Source organism: Phytoactinopolyspora endophytica, assembly GCF_004138495.1.
In the GTDB taxonomy this organism is placed as follows: Bacteria; Actinomycetota; Actinomycetes; order Jiangellales; family Jiangellaceae; genus Phytoactinopolyspora; species Phytoactinopolyspora endophytica.
In genome coordinates this window covers 152,499-167,715 of record NZ_ML142853.1, presented here as the reverse complement: position 1 = coordinate 167,715, position 15,217 = coordinate 152,499, and the positions used below count along the sequence as shown (strand labels likewise).

Genomic DNA, 15,217 nt, shown 5'->3' with positions numbered 1-15,217 from the left:
CGCATCCCCACAGAAGAGAGGGATTCCCGATGCGTGTATTCGTAGCAGGAGCAAGCGGTGCACTGGGCAGACGGCTCGTGCCGCAGCTGACGGCTCGTGGCCACCAGGTCACGGCAACCGTGCGCAACCCCGACCGCGCAGGAGCGCTGCGTGCCGCCGGAGTTGAGCCCGTCGTGGTCGACGGACTCGATGGTGTGGCCGTCGGCGAGGCCGTCGTACGTGCCAAGCCCGACGCGATCGTTCACCAGATGACGGCGCTCGGCGGCAAGTCGGACCTGAAACACTTCGACCGCTGGTTCGCCACCACCAACCGGCTGCGCACCGAAGGAACCGAGCATCTGCTGGCCGCCGCACGAGCGGCCGGGGTCGGCCGGTTCATCATCCAGAGCTATACCGGGTGGAACAATGCTCGCACGGGTGGATCGATCAAGACCGAAGACGACCAGCTCGACCCGGAACCAGCCGCAGCCCAGCGAGAGTCCATGGCCGCCATCCAGTTCCTCGAGAGAGCCGTGACCAACGCACCGCTTCATGGCATTGTGCTGCGCTACGGCAACTTCTACGGACCTGGCGCCTCGGACTCGATGGTGGAGCTCATCCGCAAGCGGCAATTCCCCATCATCGGTCGCGGGCGCGGCATCTGGTCGTGGATCCACCTCGACGACGCGGCCGCCGCGACCGTCGCGGCCTTGGAACGCGGCGAGCCCGGTGTCTACAACATCGTCGACGACGACCCAGCCGCGGTCGCGGACTGGCTGCCGCATCTGGCCACGAGCGTCGGCGCCAAGCGGCCGATGCGCGTGCCGTCTTGGGTTGGTCGGCTGCTCGCGGGAACACCCACCGTGCAGTGGTCCACCGAAGCCCGCGGCGCCTCGAACGAGAAGGCCAAGCGCGAGCTCGACTGGCGACCGGCCTGGAGCAGCTGGCGCGACGGATTCCGGCATGCACTCACCGACGCGCGGCTACCCACCGACACCCACGATCCAGACAACGGCTCAGGCAACATCCCACTTCAACAGCCCAGGCAGCAATGAATGGATCAGCAATGAAGGGACAACCTCATGACGCATGACGACTCGACAGCTCAGCTTGTCGACTCGCTGTCCCCTCTGTTGTTTTCCATCGCCTATCGGATGCTGGGCAGCGTCAGCGACGCCGAGGACATCGTCCAGGAAGGCTTCGTGCGCTATCTGCGTGCCCAAACCGACGGCTCGGTGGTCGAGTCACCCAAGGCGTATCTGTCGGCGGTGGTCACTCGGCTGGCCATCGATCACCTGCGCTCGGCGCGGGTACGCCGCGAAACCTACGTCGGGCAGTGGCTGCCGGAGCCACTGCTCACCGACGACGATCCCGCCCATCATGCCGAGCTGGCCGACTCGGTGTCGATGGCCTTCCTTCTCCTGCTCGAACGGCTCAATCCTGTCGAGCGGGCCGTCTATCTGCTGCACGACATCTTCGACTACAGCTACGACGACATAGCCAAGATCGTCGGTAAGACGCCGCTGAACTGCCGTCAGCTAGCGCTTCGCGCTCGACGCCACGTCGAGTCCGAGAAGCCGCGCTTCGACGTCGCTTCGTCCGAGCGGGACAAGCTCAGCCAGCGCTTCCTCGCCGCCATCACTCAGGGCGACGTCGACGGCCTCATCAACGTGCTCGCCACCGATATCAGCGTCGTCGGTGATGGAGGCGGCAAGGCTCCCCAATGGATGCGCCCGATCAGCGGAACTGTCCGCGTCGCGCGGCTGCTCGCCGGGATCGGTCAGACCATTCGGCAGGTGGGCGGCCGGATCGAGCCGCATGAGATCAACGGCCAAGCGGGCGCATTCGTCGTCGACGCCGACGGAGCGCTCATCCACATCCTCGCCCTCGATGTGAGCGACGGCGCCGTCCAGACCGTGCGGTCCGTGATCAACCCCGACAAGCTTCGCCACCTCGGACCGCTCGCCGACATGGACGCGCTGATGCGGCAAACACGGCCTCAATAGGTCCGCAGTCCTATCGGTAGCCCCGCTTGAGCAGGTATTTGGCTCCTGCCTCGAAGCCCTCGGGGCTGAGCACTTCGAAGCCGAAGGCGTCGGCGAGCCGGTCGGTCGTGTTGAACGCGGCGCAGACCGCGAGCGCGTCCTTGACCTGCTGGGGTGAGACACCTGCGGACAGCACGTCGCGCATGTCCTGGGCGCTCACCTTTCCCTCCCGGGTCAGCTCGCCGAGCATCCGCAATGTTGCCCGCAGCGCGTCCCCGATGGGGGCCGATTCCAGGTCGGCCAGCACCGCTTGAACTTTCGCGCTGTCCTGGTACGCCTGCGCCGCGGTGGCGGTGTGTGCGCCGATGCAGAACGCGGACTCGTTGACCTTCGAAACGTAGGCCGCCATCAGCTCTCGGTCAGCTACCGGCCAGGCGGAAGGTCCTCGCATCGCCTCGTGGGTGAATTCCTTCGCCTGGGCACCGTAGAAGGCGGGCCGGTAGAAGACCAGCTTGGCGGCGTCTGGAACCGGGTGCCTGGAGAACAGCCGGATGAGCGCAAATAGCAGCTTGGTCCCGGGGCTGTAACCGCGGTTGAGGATGTCAAGGCGCATTAGCCGTCCTCCTCGCCGTCGACGGTTGCCTCGGCCAGGGCGGCCAGCCCTGCTTCATACTGGCGGGTGGCGTGGCCGACCGCAGCGCATATCACCAGCTCGAAGAGCTCGTCCTCGGTGCACCCCGATGCCGTTGCCGCTGCGAAGTCCGCGTCGGTGACCTGTGCCGGATTCGTCGCGACCTTGCCGATCAATGTGTGCAGCGGCGGGGGAAGACCGTCATTGCTGAAGGCACGGGCTCGCTGCTCCGGCGACGCCCTGCCTTCTGCGTTCAGTACGCGATCCACCAGGGCTCGGTGCGCTGCTCGTTTCTTGTCCTCATCCGGCACGGTGCCTCGGCCTCCATCCTGCTCGGCTATCTGCCCTCACATACAAGACGATCGGCGCGGGCCCGAACACGACACACTGAGCCGTCAGGGTTCCAGATCCATCAGGGCCTTGCCGCTTTCGAAGTCGAGTGGCAGGGAGACATGATCGTGTGCGATCAGCCATTTGCCGTCGAGCTTCCGGAAGCACGCTGTGAACCGAACCCAGAAACCGCTCGCCGTCGTCCCGTTCGTCAACCTGCCGCTGAGCCGATTGAGGCTGTGCGCGAATGCCACGTCACCGTCGACCGTGATCGTGAGGTCATGAACCTCATAATGGGGCTCTTCGTAGATCGTGAACACATCTACCCAATTCTTCATCTTCGCCTCTGCCCCCACGTGCTGCAGCGGCGGTTGGACGTCGAATGACACGATGTCCGTGGCGTAAAGCGGCTTTAAGCCGTCGAGATCCCGGGCACGAATTCCGTCAATCAGATTGTCGACCTGCTGGCGAATGGCCGCTTCGTCGGTCGCGTGTTGAGTAGCCATGATTGATCCTCCAGCGTTGGAATTTCGTCAAGACGTCAGGCTTTCTCTGAACCCCTGGCGCCACGAGGGGTATTGCAACTGCCAGCCGAGCTCACGCTTGGCCTTGGCGTTGGAGAAGCCACGCCCCTCGGTCATCAGTCCCACCACCGCGTTCCCGGCGAGAGGCCCGGCGAGCCACGACGGGACCTTCAACGGCGGTTTCGCGCCCACAGCCTCGGCCAGATATGGCAGCCATACGTTGGCGGCGGCCGGTTCGTCGTCAACGATGTTGAACACGCCCTTGGCCTGCTGCTCCACGGCGAGGACAGTCGCGCTCGCCGCGTCGTGGAGATGCACCCACGACGTGTGGCCGGTGCCGCCCCCGACGACGGGGAACTGCCGCTTGCGCACGGGCTCGACGACGCCGTCGGAAGCGCCCGGCCCGTACAGCCAGCCGAACCGCAGCGCCGCACCACCCGCCTTGACGACCACGTCCTCGACGTAATGCGCCGCTGCCATAATCGAGTGCGCGATCGTCCCCTCCCACAGGTCCACCGGGTCGTCCTCGGTCTTGACCCAGCCGCCCTCTCGGATGCCGTTCCAGCCCGCGTAGCTCTGCGCAACAACGTTGGACACCCCACTCGCCTCGGCGGCGGCCAGTAGGTGGTCCGTCCCCTCGGTGCGCAGCCGATTGGTGGTAGCGAACCACCGGTCCATGTGCTTCATGTCGGCTTTGGCGCCGATGGCTGTCATCTCGTGCGCGATAGCGTCCGGACGGGCCTTCGTCACCGCCTCGTCGACCGACGACGCATCCAGCCCGTCCATCACAACCGCCTCGGCGCCCATCTGCCTCAGCAAGCCCAACCTTCCCGGGCTTGTCGCGGTAGCCGTCACCTCATGACCCCGAGCCACCAGCTGTGGCACCAGATGCCGCCCTACCACCCCAGTCCCGCCCGCCACGAAACCCGCATGATCGTCACCTTCCGGTTCCAGAAATTTGGCTCTCACACCTGTCGACGAGACAGCCCTGTTTTCTGTTACATCCCCGGGAGGCAACAAGGTAGCGGCGACGACACCGGCCAGCGGAGAGGTGTTCCGGCTCGGCTTCGGCCGCCTCTCGGCCAATGACTTTCACCACCGCACTCGAGTCGAGTCGCCGACGCGCTGAACGGTGGGCAGCGAGAGAAATCGGTCCTGATTCGAGGTACACGACGGGTTAGGGGGAGGGGAACGACGCGTCGCCGAAGAGGATGCGACGGGCCGCGTGTCGGCCGAGCGGTGTGCGCAGCAGCGTGAATGCGGCTGTGGCCACCGGGGGCGTGCGCACCTGGGCCAGCCCTCGGCGCAATGCCAACCGTCCTCGGAACCGCCGGCGCAGGGCCGCTCCGTTGTAGTGGGCCAAGGCATCCGCTCTGCCGGACCGCAGCGCCTCGTCGAGGACCTCGGCCGCATGGTCCGACAGGCGTAGACAAGGATCGAGCCCACCCGCGGTGAGCGGGGAGACGGCGCCTGCGGCATCACCCACGAGGAGCCCGTCGACGCTGCTGATCCGGCCCAGCACCCCGCCGACGGGGATCGGGCCGCCACGCCGCTCCACCTCGTCGGGGCGGCTGAGGCCGTGCAGCCCGGGCGCTGAGCCGCTGAACCGGTCCAAAGCCCGCCGAAGACCGTCGGGGAAGCGGCGAGCATAGCCGGCGACGCCGACGTGGGCGTGCTGCCCGTCGTTGACCACCCACGCCAGATAACCGGGCGCGAGCGACGGATCGATCACGCAATGGAATGTCGGTGGCTCGTCGTGCCGGGGGATCGGGAAGACCTCCTCGCCGCCGACGAGTAGGTGTCGGTTGCGATCCAACCCCAGGTCCCGGGCCACCTGTGAGCGGGCACCGTCGGCGCCGACGACGAACCGAGCTGGCACGCTGACCGGCCCGTTTCGATCCATCAGGAGGAAGGCCCCGGACTGCCGGCCGGCATAGCGAGTGCCCAGCGCTATCCGCACGCCGGCATCGGTTGCGGTGCGCGCGGTCGCCGTGTACAGCGAGGCCATGTCAGCGACCCGATACTCGTCGCGCGCACTAACGAGGGTCACGGGTCGGCGCAGCGTCGGCGGGTAAAGCGCCACATGTCGGATCGGCGGGCCGAGGCAGTCAGCAGGCAACGTGAAATCGTCGAGTGTTCGACGGACGAAGATCCCGGTGGTGCGGATGGCGCCGGTGAGCGTAGACCGCCGTTCGGCGAGCAGGACGTCGTGCCCACGTTCGGCGAGCAGTGTGGCCGTGCGTAGCCCCGCCAGTCCAGCGCCGACCACCAGGACGTCGGCGTTCAAGCGTCGGCGCGGTGCGGCCGCGGCCGCGGGCGAGGGAGAGGGCAGGGGAGAGGGCAGGGGAGAGGGAGAGGTGAAGTCTGGCATGTCGTCCGGCTCAGTCCTCGACCCATTCGAGCAGGTCACCGGGCTGGCAGTCCAGTGTCCGGCACATTGCCTCCAGAGTGCTGAACCGGATGGCTTTGGCGCGGCCGTTCTTCAGCACCGCCACGTTCGCCGGTGTGAGCCCGACGCGCTCGGCGAACTCCCCGACGCTCATCTTGCGCTTGGCGAGTTCTACGTCGAGGCGCACCACAATCGGCATCAGATGACACCTTCCATGTCGCTGCGCAGAGCCGTGGCCTGTCGAAGCAGCGCGCGCATCACCACCATCAGCAACACCAGGACGCCTGCGGCCAGGACCACCCCGAACAGGAGCACCGGCAGACCGGGATCTTCTACCTGGATGGTGAGATAGATGAACATGCCGAGAAGCAGCACCCAGGCAATCGACACGGCCCACAGGATCGCGTTCACCCAACCGAACGCTTCCTCCTTGAAGATCCTGTCAGCCTTGACCATGCTGAGCAGCTTCCAAGTGCATACGATCACCACCTGGATGCACAGCAACTCGGTGATCGAGAACGCCAGCAGCGGCCCCCGCAGCGATGCCAGATCCGGCTCGTCTGCCGCCATGTCGGCCAGTGTCTCGGGCATGACGACGACCTGAGCCACCACCAGGCCGGTGAACAGCACGACCAGCAGGATTCGGAGCAGACCAACCGTCCGATGCAACCTTGTCATACATCGACTCTCGCTAGTTATCGATCGATTGTCAATAGATTTAGGTTGAATCTCGTGGCTGTGTCGCGTCTCGTCGAGCCCGGACGAGCAGTTGCGACAGAACTGCGACACCACGCGGACGCCGGTTGGACATCGTCCGCCGATGGTGTCATTCATGGATCTCATTCTGAGTAGACATGTCGGTAACCGTGCGGGCGTCGAACCACGACATCGACGGAGCTTGCGCCGCGGTTCTATACGGCGCGGAGCGCGCGCGGCGTCGATGGTCGCGGCCGTGCTGGCCAGCATGCTGGTGGGGGCCGGCACGAGCCTCGGCGGCGTCGGCTCGCCTCATGCCGGCGCGGCGTCGAATCCGGGCACAGTGGCTGAAGGGCGCTTCGACGTCGCGACGTACGACATCACCGTGAGCTACCGGCCGAGCACCCGGTGGCTACGAGGAACCACGGTGGTGAACGCCACCGCCACGCAGACGCTGGACGGCTTCACCCTTCACCTCAGTGACGAGTTGGAAGTCCGCTCGGTAACCGTGGATACGGAAGAGGTGGAGTCCTTCTCCCGGAGCGGTGCCAAGGATCTCACCATCGTTCCAGCGACGACGATCAGACGCGGCGAGAAGTTCCAGGTGCGGGTAGAGTATGACGGCTCGCCCGCTGGCGGATGGTTACCCACCGCGTCGGGCGGGGCTACTGCCTTCATGGGAGATTCCAGCGCGTGGTTCCCGGTCCATGAGGACGCTCTTGACAAGGCGGCGTTCCACCTGACAGCGACGGTGCAGGCCGGCTGGGGCGTCGTCTCGATCGGCCGGGAGGGCCCGGTGCGGCGCGAGGCCGCCACCACCACGTTCCGTTGGTCGGAGCCGGACGTCGACCCCGCCCACATCGCCGTGTCCATCGACCGGTTCACGATCGAACGGTCGGCTTTGGCCGATGGAACTCCGGTGGTCAACGCGTACGCGCCGGAGCTGCAGGGGACGACCAAGCCGCTAGCGGGCCGGTTGCCGGAGATTCTCGATTTCCTCTCCGAGAGGTTCGGCCCCTATCCCTTCCGGGCGGCCGGCAACGTATTCGTCCACGTGAACAATGAGGCGCCCGGGACCGCGCCGCAGACCCGTCCGGTGTACCTGGGCGCCGGAAACACGCAGTACATGACCCTCGACATGGTCGTCCACGAGCAGGCTCACCAGTGGTACGGGATCTCGGCCGCGCCCCGCCGGTCGGAGGACAACTGCTTATCCGAGTGCTTCGCCGTCTACGCCACCTGGCTATGGGACGAAGCCAAGGCCGGAGCCGACCTCGACGCCCGCTACCGCGAGCAGGTCAACGCCAACACAGACGACGCCGACTTCTGGGCGGAACTTTACAGTCCTGGCCAGACACCGGGGATCGGCCTGTACAGCAAGGGGCCGCTCGCCCTGCACGCACTCCGCCTGCAGATCGGCGAGGAGGCGTTCCACCGCCTGATCAAGCAGTGGCCCCAGCAGCGCCGTGGCGACTACGTCGACTGGCCGCAGTTCGAAGCGTTCGCGGAGAAGATCGCCGGCCAGGACCTCACTGGCTTCTTCCAGGCATGGTTCCACGGCGGGACGGTGCCCCCGGACGAATACCTCTGGCCCGGCGCGCTGAAGCCCTAACTGTCGTGTTCCCGACCGCTCGTGGGCGGCGCCGTCCAGGAACGGCCGGGTCGGCCGACGCACGGCCGACCCGGACCATCAGAATCGAATCAGACGAGGTCGAACCGATCGAGGTTCATGACCTTGTCCCATGCGGCCACGAAGTCGTGTACGAACTTCTCCTGCGCGTCGTCGCTCGCGTAGACCTCCGCGACTGCGCGCAACTCGGAGTTCGAACCGAAGACGAGGTCGACGCGGCTGCCGGTCCACTTGACCTGGCCGGTGGCGACGTCGCTACCTTCGAATGTCTCCGCGTCCGAACCCGACCCTGCCGTCGGCTTCCAGACAATCCCCATGTCGAGCAGGTTTGCGAAGAAGTCGTTGGTCAGCGACCCGGGGGTCTCGGTGAAGACGCCGAGCGACGACTGCTTGAAGTTCGCGCCAAGGACACGCAGACCACCGACGAGGACCATCATCTCGGGTGTGCTCAGAGTCAGCAGGTTCGCCCGGTCGAGTAGGAGATACTCCGCCGGCAGCCGGTTGCCCTTGCCGAGGTAGTTGCGGAACCCGTCTGCCTTGGGCTCGAGCGCCGTGAAGGAATCCACATCGGTCTGCTCCTGCGACGCATCCACGCGTCCCGGCGTGAACGGTACGTCGACGTCGTATCCCGCGGCCTTGGCCGCTTGCTCGACGGCCGCGCACCCACCGAGCACGATCAGGTCGGCCAGCGACACCCGCTTGCCACCGGTCTGGGCGGCGTTGAAGGTCTCCTGGATCCCCTCCAGCGTGCGTAGCACCGTCGCCAGGGTGTCGGGATCGTTGACTTCCCACTCGCGCTGGGGGTCAAGGCGGATGCGGGCGCCGTTGGCACCGCCGCGCTTGTCGCTGCCACGGAACGACGAGGCCGACGCCCACGCGGTGGAGACCAGCTGGGATACCGACAGGCCGGAGGTGAGGATCTGGCTCTTGAGGGTGGCGATGTCCTCAGCGCCGATGGACTCGTGCGTCACCTCCGGGAGGGGGTCCTGCCACAGCAAGGTTTCCTCCGGGACCTCCGGGCCGAGGTGGAGCACCTTGGGGCCCATGTCCCGGTGGGTCAGCTTGTACCAGGCCCGGGCGAACGCGTCCGCGAACTCGTCTGGGTTGTCCTTGAACCGCCGCGAGATCGGCTCGTAGATCGGGTCGTGCCGGAGCGAGAGATCGGTGGTCAACATCGTCGGGGGACGCGAAAGCGAGCCGTCCTCGGGGTCCGGCACCGTGTTCGCCCCGGCGCCGTCCTTCGGCTGCCACTGGTGGGCACCGCCGGGGCTCTGCGTCAGCTCCCACTCGTAGCCGAACAGGTTCTCGAAGAAGCTGTTGCTCCACGTCGTCGGGGTCGCCGTCCAGGTGACCTCGAGACCGCTGGTGATCGCGTCCCGGCCCTTGCCGGTGCCGTGGCTGTTCTTCCAGCCGAGGCCCTGCTCCTCCAGCGGTGCGGCCTCGGGCTCGGCACCCAGGTGGGTGTCGGGGGCCGCGCCGTGGGTCTTGCCGAACGTGTGGCCACCGGCGATCAGGGCGACCGTCTCCTCGTCGTTCATCGCCATCCGGCCGAACGTCTCGCGGATGTCGCGGGCAGCGGCGATCGGGTCCGGGTTGCCGTTGGGGCCCTCCGGGTTGACGTAGATGAGGCCCATCTGGACCGCGCCGAGGGAATTCTCCAGCTCGCGGTCGCCGGTGTAGCGCTCGTCGCCGAGCCAGGTGGTCTCGGGGCCCCAATAGACGTCCTCGTCAGGCTCCCAGACGTCCTCACGGCCACCGGCGAAGCCGAAGGTCTTGAAACCCATCGACTCCAGGGCGACGTTGCCGGCGAGGATCATCAGGTCGGCCCACGAGAGGCTCTGGCCGTACTTCTTCTTCACCGGCCACAGCAGCCGGCGAGCCTTGTCGAGGTTGCCGTTGTCCGGCCAGCTGTTGAGGGGAGCGAAGCGCTGCTGGCCGGCCCCGGCGCCGCCACGGCCGTCGCTGATGCGGTAGGTGCCCGCGCTGTGCCACGCCATCCGGATGATGAAGGGGCCGTAGTGGCCGAAGTCGGCCGGCCACCAGTCCTGCGAGGTGGTCAGCACCTCCGCGATGTCCTGCTTCACGGCCGCGAGATCGAGGGTCTTGAATGCCTCGGCGTAGTTGAACTCCTCGCCGAGGGGGTTGGCCACCGCGGGGTTCTTGGCGAGGATCTTCAGGTTGAGCTGGTTCGGCCACCACTGGCGGTTTCCGCCGCCCTGAGTCGGGTGTGGGGCGCGGCCGTGCGCGACCGGGCAACCACCTCCGCTTTCTGTGTTCGGGGCTTCGACGGTTGCATCGTGGCTCTCGGGCATGAACATCCTTCCGGGGTATGGGGCGGGCCAGGTGATCAGGAGTTGTGTGCGCTTGAACATTCGGGGCACAGGCCCCAGTAGATGACCTCGGCCTCGTCGATCGTGAAGCCGTGGTCGTCGGACGCGGTCAAGCAGGGCACCGTGCCAACGGCGCAATCGACATCGACGACGGCATCGCACGACCGGCACACGAGGTGGTGGTGGTTGTCTCCGACCCGTGCCTCATAGCGGGCCACGGAGCCCATCGGCTGAATACGCCGCACCAGCCCCGCAGTCGTCAGCGCACGCAGCACGTCGTAGACGGCCTGGTGGGATACGTCACCGAGGTCCTCACGCACGACACCGATGATCGAGTCCGTGTCGGCGTGCGGATGGTCGTGCACCGCGGACAGCACCGCCACCCGAGGACGCGTCACACGCAGAGCAACCCCGCGCAACATGCTCTCGAAGTCTGAGGTCGTCGGCACACTCCGGAGTCTGCCTCATTTTCTGGAATCATTCAAGAATAGGATGTCGAAGCGGCCGCACCGATGACGTCAGTCTGCGGCGGGATCCGCGGTTGACGCTGGAGCAGTTCGACGCCGCCCTACCGGCCGTCGACATCAAGCTCACCCGCGATCAACTCGCGTCTGGCGCCGCGGGCGCCTAGAAGAGACAACAGGTCCCCGGTTGTGTCGTCGCTCAAGCCGTGTCACAGCCGAGGGGGGTGTGTCGTCTTAGAGTGCATGACGAACTCGGAGCAGACCTCGGTGTTGATCACCGGAGGCAACAAAGGACTTGGTTTTGAGGCAGCCCGCCGGCTCGGGGAACAGGGCTGGACGATCTTTCTCGGCTCGCGTGATGTAGGTCGAGGACGGGAAGCTGCCGACAAGCTGACTGACGGTGGCGCGAGCGTGGTCATGGTCCCGCTGGACGTGACCTCGGACGAGTCGGTGACCGGCGCTGTACGGCTCGTTCGGGAGCACACCGACCGGCTGGACGTGTTGATCAACAACGCCGGCGCGACCGGAAACGTTGTAGCGCCTGCAGACGCGACGGTTGACGAAATTCATTCCGTCTACCACACCAACGTGTACGGACCGATCAGGGTCACGCGTGCGTTCCTTCCGTTGCTGCAGGCGGCGGACCATCCACGGGTGGTGATGGTGTCCAGCGGTGGCGGCTCCTTCGCGGTCGTGACCGACCCAGAGCAGCCTTTCTCGAAGATCCACGAGCTCGCCTACAGCTCATCGAAGGCGGCTCTGAACATGATCACCGTCCGGTACGCTCAGGCGCTCCCGAAGATCAAATTTAATATCGTGGCCCCTGGAGAGATCGCAAACCGCAAAAGCGTTGCCACCGACATGAACAACCACACCGGCGAGCTGACGGTCACCGAGGGCACCGACTCGATCGTCGAACTGGCGATGAGCGACGCCGACGGACCGACCGGGATCTTCATCGATCGGCTTGGCCCCGTTGCGTGGTGACCGCCGCACAACCACGACTGGTCAGCCGCAGAAGGCCTTGTCCAGGAACGCGTCGACGGCGTCGTCGGGGTCACCGCGGAAGTCGGGCGTGAGCGCGACCGTCACCTGGCGGCTACGGTCCGGCGTGGAGTACGACCAGGACTGATACGCCAGGGCATCGCCGTCGTTGCCGTAGACGCGAACCCCGCACGAGGTGTCCCGCCAGGCCAGCCCGAGCCCGTACATCCCATCCTCGACACCCGGAGTCCGCATCTCCTCGAGCAGATCAATCGGCAGGAGGCGCCCGCCGAGCAGTGCGGCGACGAACCGGTTGAGGTCCGTCGTCGTAGAGATCATCTCGCCACCTGCGCCGAAGAGCGACGGATTCATCACGGTGAAGTCGACGAGGTCCATCTCACCGTCCTGCTGTATCGGCACGTAGCCGTGCGGATGCGGCCCGGGAATCAGCGGGAACGTGCCCGGCAGCGAGGTGCCGCGCAACCGTAGGGGTCGGATGATCCGGCGCTCGATCTGCTCGCCGTAGGACCGGTCGGTCGCCTCCTCGACGATCTGGCCGAGTAGAAGGTAGCCGGTGTTCGAGTACGCGTAGGCCGAGCCCGGCGGCTCGAACGTCGGCGGGTTGGCCAGTGCGCGCCGAACCAGCTCGGTCGAGGTCCAGGTCCGCCACCGGTTGTCCAGGAATTCCGGCTTGGGCGGCACCGTCAGGGTGTCCTTGTAGTCGTACAACCCGCTGGTGTGGTTGAGCAGCTGGCGCACCGTAATGCGGTCACCGTCCGGGACGACTCCGGGCAGCCACGCTTCGACCGTGTCCTCCAGCCGCAGCCGACCCTCGTCGACGAGCTGCAGGGCGACGGTAGCGACGAACGTCTTCGTGATGCTGCCCGCACGGAACCGGCCGCGGGTCGGGACCTCCCGTGTCTTACCCAGTTCGGCGACACCGCTGGTGCCCCGCCACACACCATGCTCGTCACGCACCTCCGCGAGCACGCCCACCGCACCGGTGGCGACGACGTCATCCAGCCGTCTCTGCAGCCCGGCGCGATCCGCTTCCTCCGGCGCTGCAGTGGCTGCGGCCGGCGCCGCAATCACCGCCAACGCTGTCGTCGTGGTCACCAGCGCCCGCAGCGCCCGTGGCGCTCGCTTCATCCCAACCTCCTGTAGCAGTTCGTCCAGAGCAAGCCTGACCGAAGAAGGGCGACGGACACATCGGGGAACACCCTTGGTTCTCCCGAGGTTGCTGGCTCGACCGACTACGCGACGTGGGTCCAGGTGGACGACGTCGGCACGCGGAGAGACCCCGGGCGGACGACAGGCTCACCCTCGTCGACACCACCGACCCGCAGCAACGAGCACGGCTGTTGAATGCCCACATGGCTGCCGCCACCGCCTATCCGCGGCTGACTGACCACAACGACGAGGGATGGCATCTGCATTATCGAGACGATGATCAGTCGATGCCCGACGTGCTACTCGCGATCACCAGCGTCGGCACGGCGCTCCACCTCACCACCCGCGGCATGCATCGCCTCGGGCGATGCGCGGCATGACAAGCCCAGGGAGACCCGTCGTTGACATCACCCGCAACGGGCCTCAGCAGTATTGTTCCGTCCGTTGTGCGAATCGGGCCGCGGTCCGCCGGCATCGAGCTCGGGCCAAACTCGATCGCTAGATCGCCGGCAGTATGCAAGAGATGGGAGATCAACGGTCATCTGGTCGTGCCATCTGTGGTGATCTGGTCGCACCAGATGTGGTGATCTGGTCGCCTAAGGATGAGGGTCACCGCGCTCGACGGTACTGCTGCTGGATTCAAACGACGACGGTCCGAACGAACTGCACTCGATCGACTCGCCGACCCCTTCGCTCGCGGCGCGTGAGAGTGCGCACCAGCACGCTGCTGACCGTGAAGCGCACGGCGATGCCGCTGAGCGAGTCGTGACGACGATCCTGCGTCTCCTCGAAGCGTGATGACGATTCACCTGTCCCGGCTGGTCCGGATGCTGAACGCACCGGTTCCGCACCCCTGATGTGGCGCGTCGGGCGCCGCCACACCGCTACCGGTAGACGACGCCTTTGGCAAGCCTTCGTAGGATGAGAGCTATCGTAGATAGAAGTGCGGTCTGAGCCTCTGGCTCATAGCTGCGCACTTGATCTGAGCCCCTGGCTCACAGTCAAGGTAGTTGGCGGTTTAGCCACCAATCTTCAAACTGGTACGCCCCCGGCATCAGGTGCCGGGGGCGTACTGCTTGATCAATCGTGCCCGAGGCGGCGCAGGTGGTTGCGCCCGTGGTGAAAGCTCGACGCTCATCGGCATCCGGGCCTGCTCACAATAGTGACCAGTTGGTTCTTTAAGTGACCAGGTGGCTCACGAGCGTGTCAGGCTGGTCAACGGGTCAGCTGCGGAGGCGGAGGCCACGTGGGGTGGCGTAGAAGCCGGCGGCGGTGAGGGCTTCGCCGAGCGGTGTGGACGTGATCTGCTCGCCGTCGGCGCGTTCGACGCGGAGGGCGCCTACGGCTCCCGCGCGGACGGCGTCAGCCAGGGCGTGTGCTGCTTCTCGCAACGTGTCGGCGTGGTCGGTCCACGACAGCAGGGTCCGGCCACCCCGCTCGACGTACAGGGTGAGTTCGCCGTTCACCAGGACGACGAGTGCGCCCGCCTTGCGGCCGGGTCGATGGCCGGATTCGCCGGCAAACTCGATGTCGGGACGGTCTGGCCAAGGCAACGCAGCGCCGTATGGGTTGGCGGGATCGGTCGCGGCCAGCACGACGGTCCCTGCGCCGGCCCGAGCCTGGTCGCGTCGTGTTGCCGTACGAGGGCGGCCCGTGTGGTGGTGATCGGCACCTGCTTCGGCGTGGGCGTCGGCGAAGGTGCGCAGCCGGTCGACCGCGCCGATGGTGGAGAACTGTGCTGCACCGAGCCCGGCGACGAAGTACCCGCGACGCGCCCGGCCGGACTCTTCGAACGCCTTGAGCACCTTGTACGCGGCGGCGTAACCGCCCGGAACCCTCTCGGCGACGACGGCGCCCCGCGTGACGATGCCGTGCCGGTCCAGCAGCGTCTCGGCGGCGGCGTGTGCCCGGCGCGTCGGATCCAGGTCTCGTTCCGGCAGCAGAGACCAGCGCCCGGCTGCCGTCGGTGGCCCGGATCTAACCGGTCCCGCGGCTCTGCTGCGCCGGTGCCGGGAACGGGTGGGCGCGGGCCGTGAGCGATGGCTGCCTCTGGTTCCGGAGAGTTGTGCACGCAGCGGTGCCAGCGTGTCATTGGTGATCAGACC

General features: G+C 66.5%; 15 protein-coding genes and 1 pseudogene. 5 read left to right on the top strand and 11 right to left on the bottom strand.

Annotated features, from left to right (window positions below):
- Window positions 1–29: 29 nt before the first annotated feature.
- Both ELR45_RS11605 and ELR45_RS11600 read left to right on the top strand, forming a co-directional pair.
- Window positions 30–1,034, top strand: a complete 1,005-nt coding sequence (locus ELR45_RS11605; RefSeq protein ID WP_129666128.1) for an NAD-dependent epimerase/dehydratase family protein — start codon at window positions 30–32, stop codon at window positions 1,032–1,034.
- A 27-nt stretch (window positions 1,035–1,061) separates the two neighbouring features.
- Window positions 1,062–1,985 (top strand): RNA polymerase sigma-70 factor, encoded by a 924-nt coding sequence (locus ELR45_RS11600; protein ID WP_129666126.1) that lies wholly within the window; start codon window positions 1,062–1,064, stop codon window positions 1,983–1,985.
- Window positions 1,986–1,995: 10 nt separating this feature from the next.
- On the opposite strand, the gene ELR45_RS11595 is transcribed toward ELR45_RS11600, so the two are convergent.
- The 7 genes from ELR45_RS11595 to ELR45_RS11565 all read right to left on the bottom strand — a co-directional run bounded on the left by ELR45_RS11595 (window position 1,996) and on the right by ELR45_RS11565 (window position 6,516).
- Window positions 1,996–2,577 (bottom strand): carboxymuconolactone decarboxylase family protein, encoded by a 582-nt coding sequence (locus ELR45_RS11595; RefSeq protein WP_129666124.1) that lies wholly within the window; start codon window positions 2,575–2,577, stop codon window positions 1,996–1,998.
- Complete coding sequence (locus ELR45_RS11590; protein WP_129666122.1) at window positions 2,577–2,906, bottom strand: hypothetical protein; 330 nt, start codon at window positions 2,904–2,906, stop codon at window positions 2,577–2,579. Before ELR45_RS11590 ends, ELR45_RS11595 begins: the two co-directional genes overlap by 1 nt.
- An 84-nt stretch (window positions 2,907–2,990) precedes the next feature.
- Entirely contained in the window at window positions 2,991–3,431 is a 441-nt protein-coding gene (locus ELR45_RS11585) for a YybH family protein (RefSeq protein WP_129666120.1), read from the bottom strand.
- Window positions 3,432–3,458: 27 nt separating this feature from the next.
- Entirely contained in the window at window positions 3,459–4,403 is a 945-nt protein-coding gene (locus ELR45_RS11580) for an NAD-dependent epimerase/dehydratase family protein (protein WP_129666555.1), read from the bottom strand.
- Between the two features lie 223 nt (window positions 4,404–4,626).
- The gene (locus ELR45_RS11575) at window positions 4,627–5,820 is read right to left on the bottom strand and encodes an FAD-dependent oxidoreductase (protein ID WP_129666118.1); all 1,194 of its coding nucleotides are present in this window, start codon (window positions 5,818–5,820) and stop codon (window positions 4,627–4,629) included.
- Between the two features lie 10 nt (window positions 5,821–5,830).
- Window positions 5,831–6,037, bottom strand: a complete 207-nt coding sequence (locus tag ELR45_RS11570) for a helix-turn-helix domain-containing protein (protein ID WP_129666115.1) — start codon at window positions 6,035–6,037, stop codon at window positions 5,831–5,833.
- Complete coding sequence (locus tag ELR45_RS11565; RefSeq protein ID WP_129666113.1) at window positions 6,037–6,516, bottom strand: DUF2975 domain-containing protein; 480 nt, start codon at window positions 6,514–6,516, stop codon at window positions 6,037–6,039. The genes ELR45_RS11570 and ELR45_RS11565 overlap by 1 nt, the downstream gene beginning before the upstream one ends.
- Before the next feature lie 274 nt (window positions 6,517–6,790).
- Here ELR45_RS11565 and ELR45_RS11560 point away from each other — a divergent pair, with 274 nt between their 5' ends.
- Complete coding sequence (locus ELR45_RS11560) at window positions 6,791–8,146, top strand: M1 family metallopeptidase (protein WP_165367687.1); 1,356 nt, start codon at window positions 6,791–6,793, stop codon at window positions 8,144–8,146.
- Between the two features lie 89 nt (window positions 8,147–8,235).
- Here ELR45_RS11560 and katG read toward each other — a convergent pair whose 3' ends face one another.
- Both katG and ELR45_RS11550 read right to left on the bottom strand, forming a co-directional pair.
- Window positions 8,236–10,476 carry a catalase/peroxidase HPI gene (katG, locus tag ELR45_RS11555; RefSeq protein WP_129666109.1) on the bottom strand — a complete coding sequence of 747 codons (2,241 nt, stop codon included), beginning with the start codon at window positions 10,474–10,476 and terminating at the stop codon, window positions 8,236–8,238.
- Between the two features lie 35 nt (window positions 10,477–10,511).
- Window positions 10,512–10,943, bottom strand: coding sequence for a Fur family transcriptional regulator (locus ELR45_RS11550; protein WP_129666107.1), 432 nt, complete (start codon window positions 10,941–10,943; stop codon window positions 10,512–10,514).
- A gap of 258 nt (window positions 10,944–11,201) precedes the next feature.
- Here ELR45_RS11550 and ELR45_RS11545 point away from each other — a divergent pair, with 258 nt between their 5' ends.
- Entirely contained in the window at window positions 11,202–11,945 is a 744-nt protein-coding gene (locus tag ELR45_RS11545; protein ID WP_129666105.1) for an SDR family oxidoreductase, read from the top strand.
- Between the two features lie 21 nt (window positions 11,946–11,966).
- Here the strand turns inward: ELR45_RS11545 and ELR45_RS11540 are convergent, their stop codons facing one another.
- The gene (locus tag ELR45_RS11540) at window positions 11,967–13,091 is read right to left on the bottom strand and encodes a serine hydrolase domain-containing protein (RefSeq protein ID WP_129666103.1); all 1,125 of its coding nucleotides are present in this window, start codon (window positions 13,089–13,091) and stop codon (window positions 11,967–11,969) included.
- A 59-nt stretch (window positions 13,092–13,150) separates the two neighbouring features.
- Between ELR45_RS11540 and ELR45_RS42680 the strand changes: the two are divergent.
- Window positions 13,151–13,614, top strand: a pseudogene (locus tag ELR45_RS42680) (CGNR zinc finger domain-containing protein).
- Between the two features lie 721 nt (window positions 13,615–14,335).
- Here ELR45_RS42680 and ELR45_RS35015 read toward each other — a convergent pair.
- Window positions 14,336–15,217 (bottom strand): Lhr family helicase (locus tag ELR45_RS35015; protein ID WP_240759487.1); only part of this gene is annotated, 882 nt, incomplete at its 5' end.

What these genes read in the sequence shown, in the direction of transcription:
- ELR45_RS11575 (WP_129666118.1), bottom strand. Translation starts at nt 5,820, where the DNA reads ATGCCAGACTTCACCTCTCCCTCTCCCCTGCCCTCTCCCCTGCCCTCT.
- ELR45_RS11605 (WP_129666128.1), top strand. Translation starts at nt 30, where the DNA reads ATGCGTGTATTCGTAGCAGGAGCAAGCGGTGCACTGGGCAGACGGCTC.
- ELR45_RS11570 (WP_129666115.1), bottom strand. Translation starts at nt 6,037, where the DNA reads ATGCCGATTGTGGTGCGCCTCGACGTAGAACTCGCCAAGCGCAAGATG.
- ELR45_RS11565 (WP_129666113.1), bottom strand. Translation starts at nt 6,516, where the DNA reads ATGACAAGGTTGCATCGGACGGTTGGTCTGCTCCGAATCCTGCTGGTC.
- ELR45_RS11600 (WP_129666126.1), top strand. Translation starts at nt 1,062, where the DNA reads ATGACGCATGACGACTCGACAGCTCAGCTTGTCGACTCGCTGTCCCCT.
- ELR45_RS11540 (WP_129666103.1), bottom strand. Translation starts at nt 13,091, where the DNA reads ATGAAGCGAGCGCCACGGGCGCTGCGGGCGCTGGTGACCACGACGACA.
- ELR45_RS11585 (WP_129666120.1), bottom strand. Translation starts at nt 3,431, where the DNA reads ATGGCTACTCAACACGCGACCGACGAAGCGGCCATTCGCCAGCAGGTC.
- katG (WP_129666109.1), bottom strand. Translation starts at nt 10,476, where the DNA reads ATGCCCGAGAGCCACGATGCAACCGTCGAAGCCCCGAACACAGAAAGC.
- ELR45_RS11595 (WP_129666124.1), bottom strand. Translation starts at nt 2,577, where the DNA reads ATGCGCCTTGACATCCTCAACCGCGGTTACAGCCCCGGGACCAAGCTG.
- ELR45_RS11545 (WP_129666105.1), top strand. Translation starts at nt 11,202, where the DNA reads ATGACGAACTCGGAGCAGACCTCGGTGTTGATCACCGGAGGCAACAAA.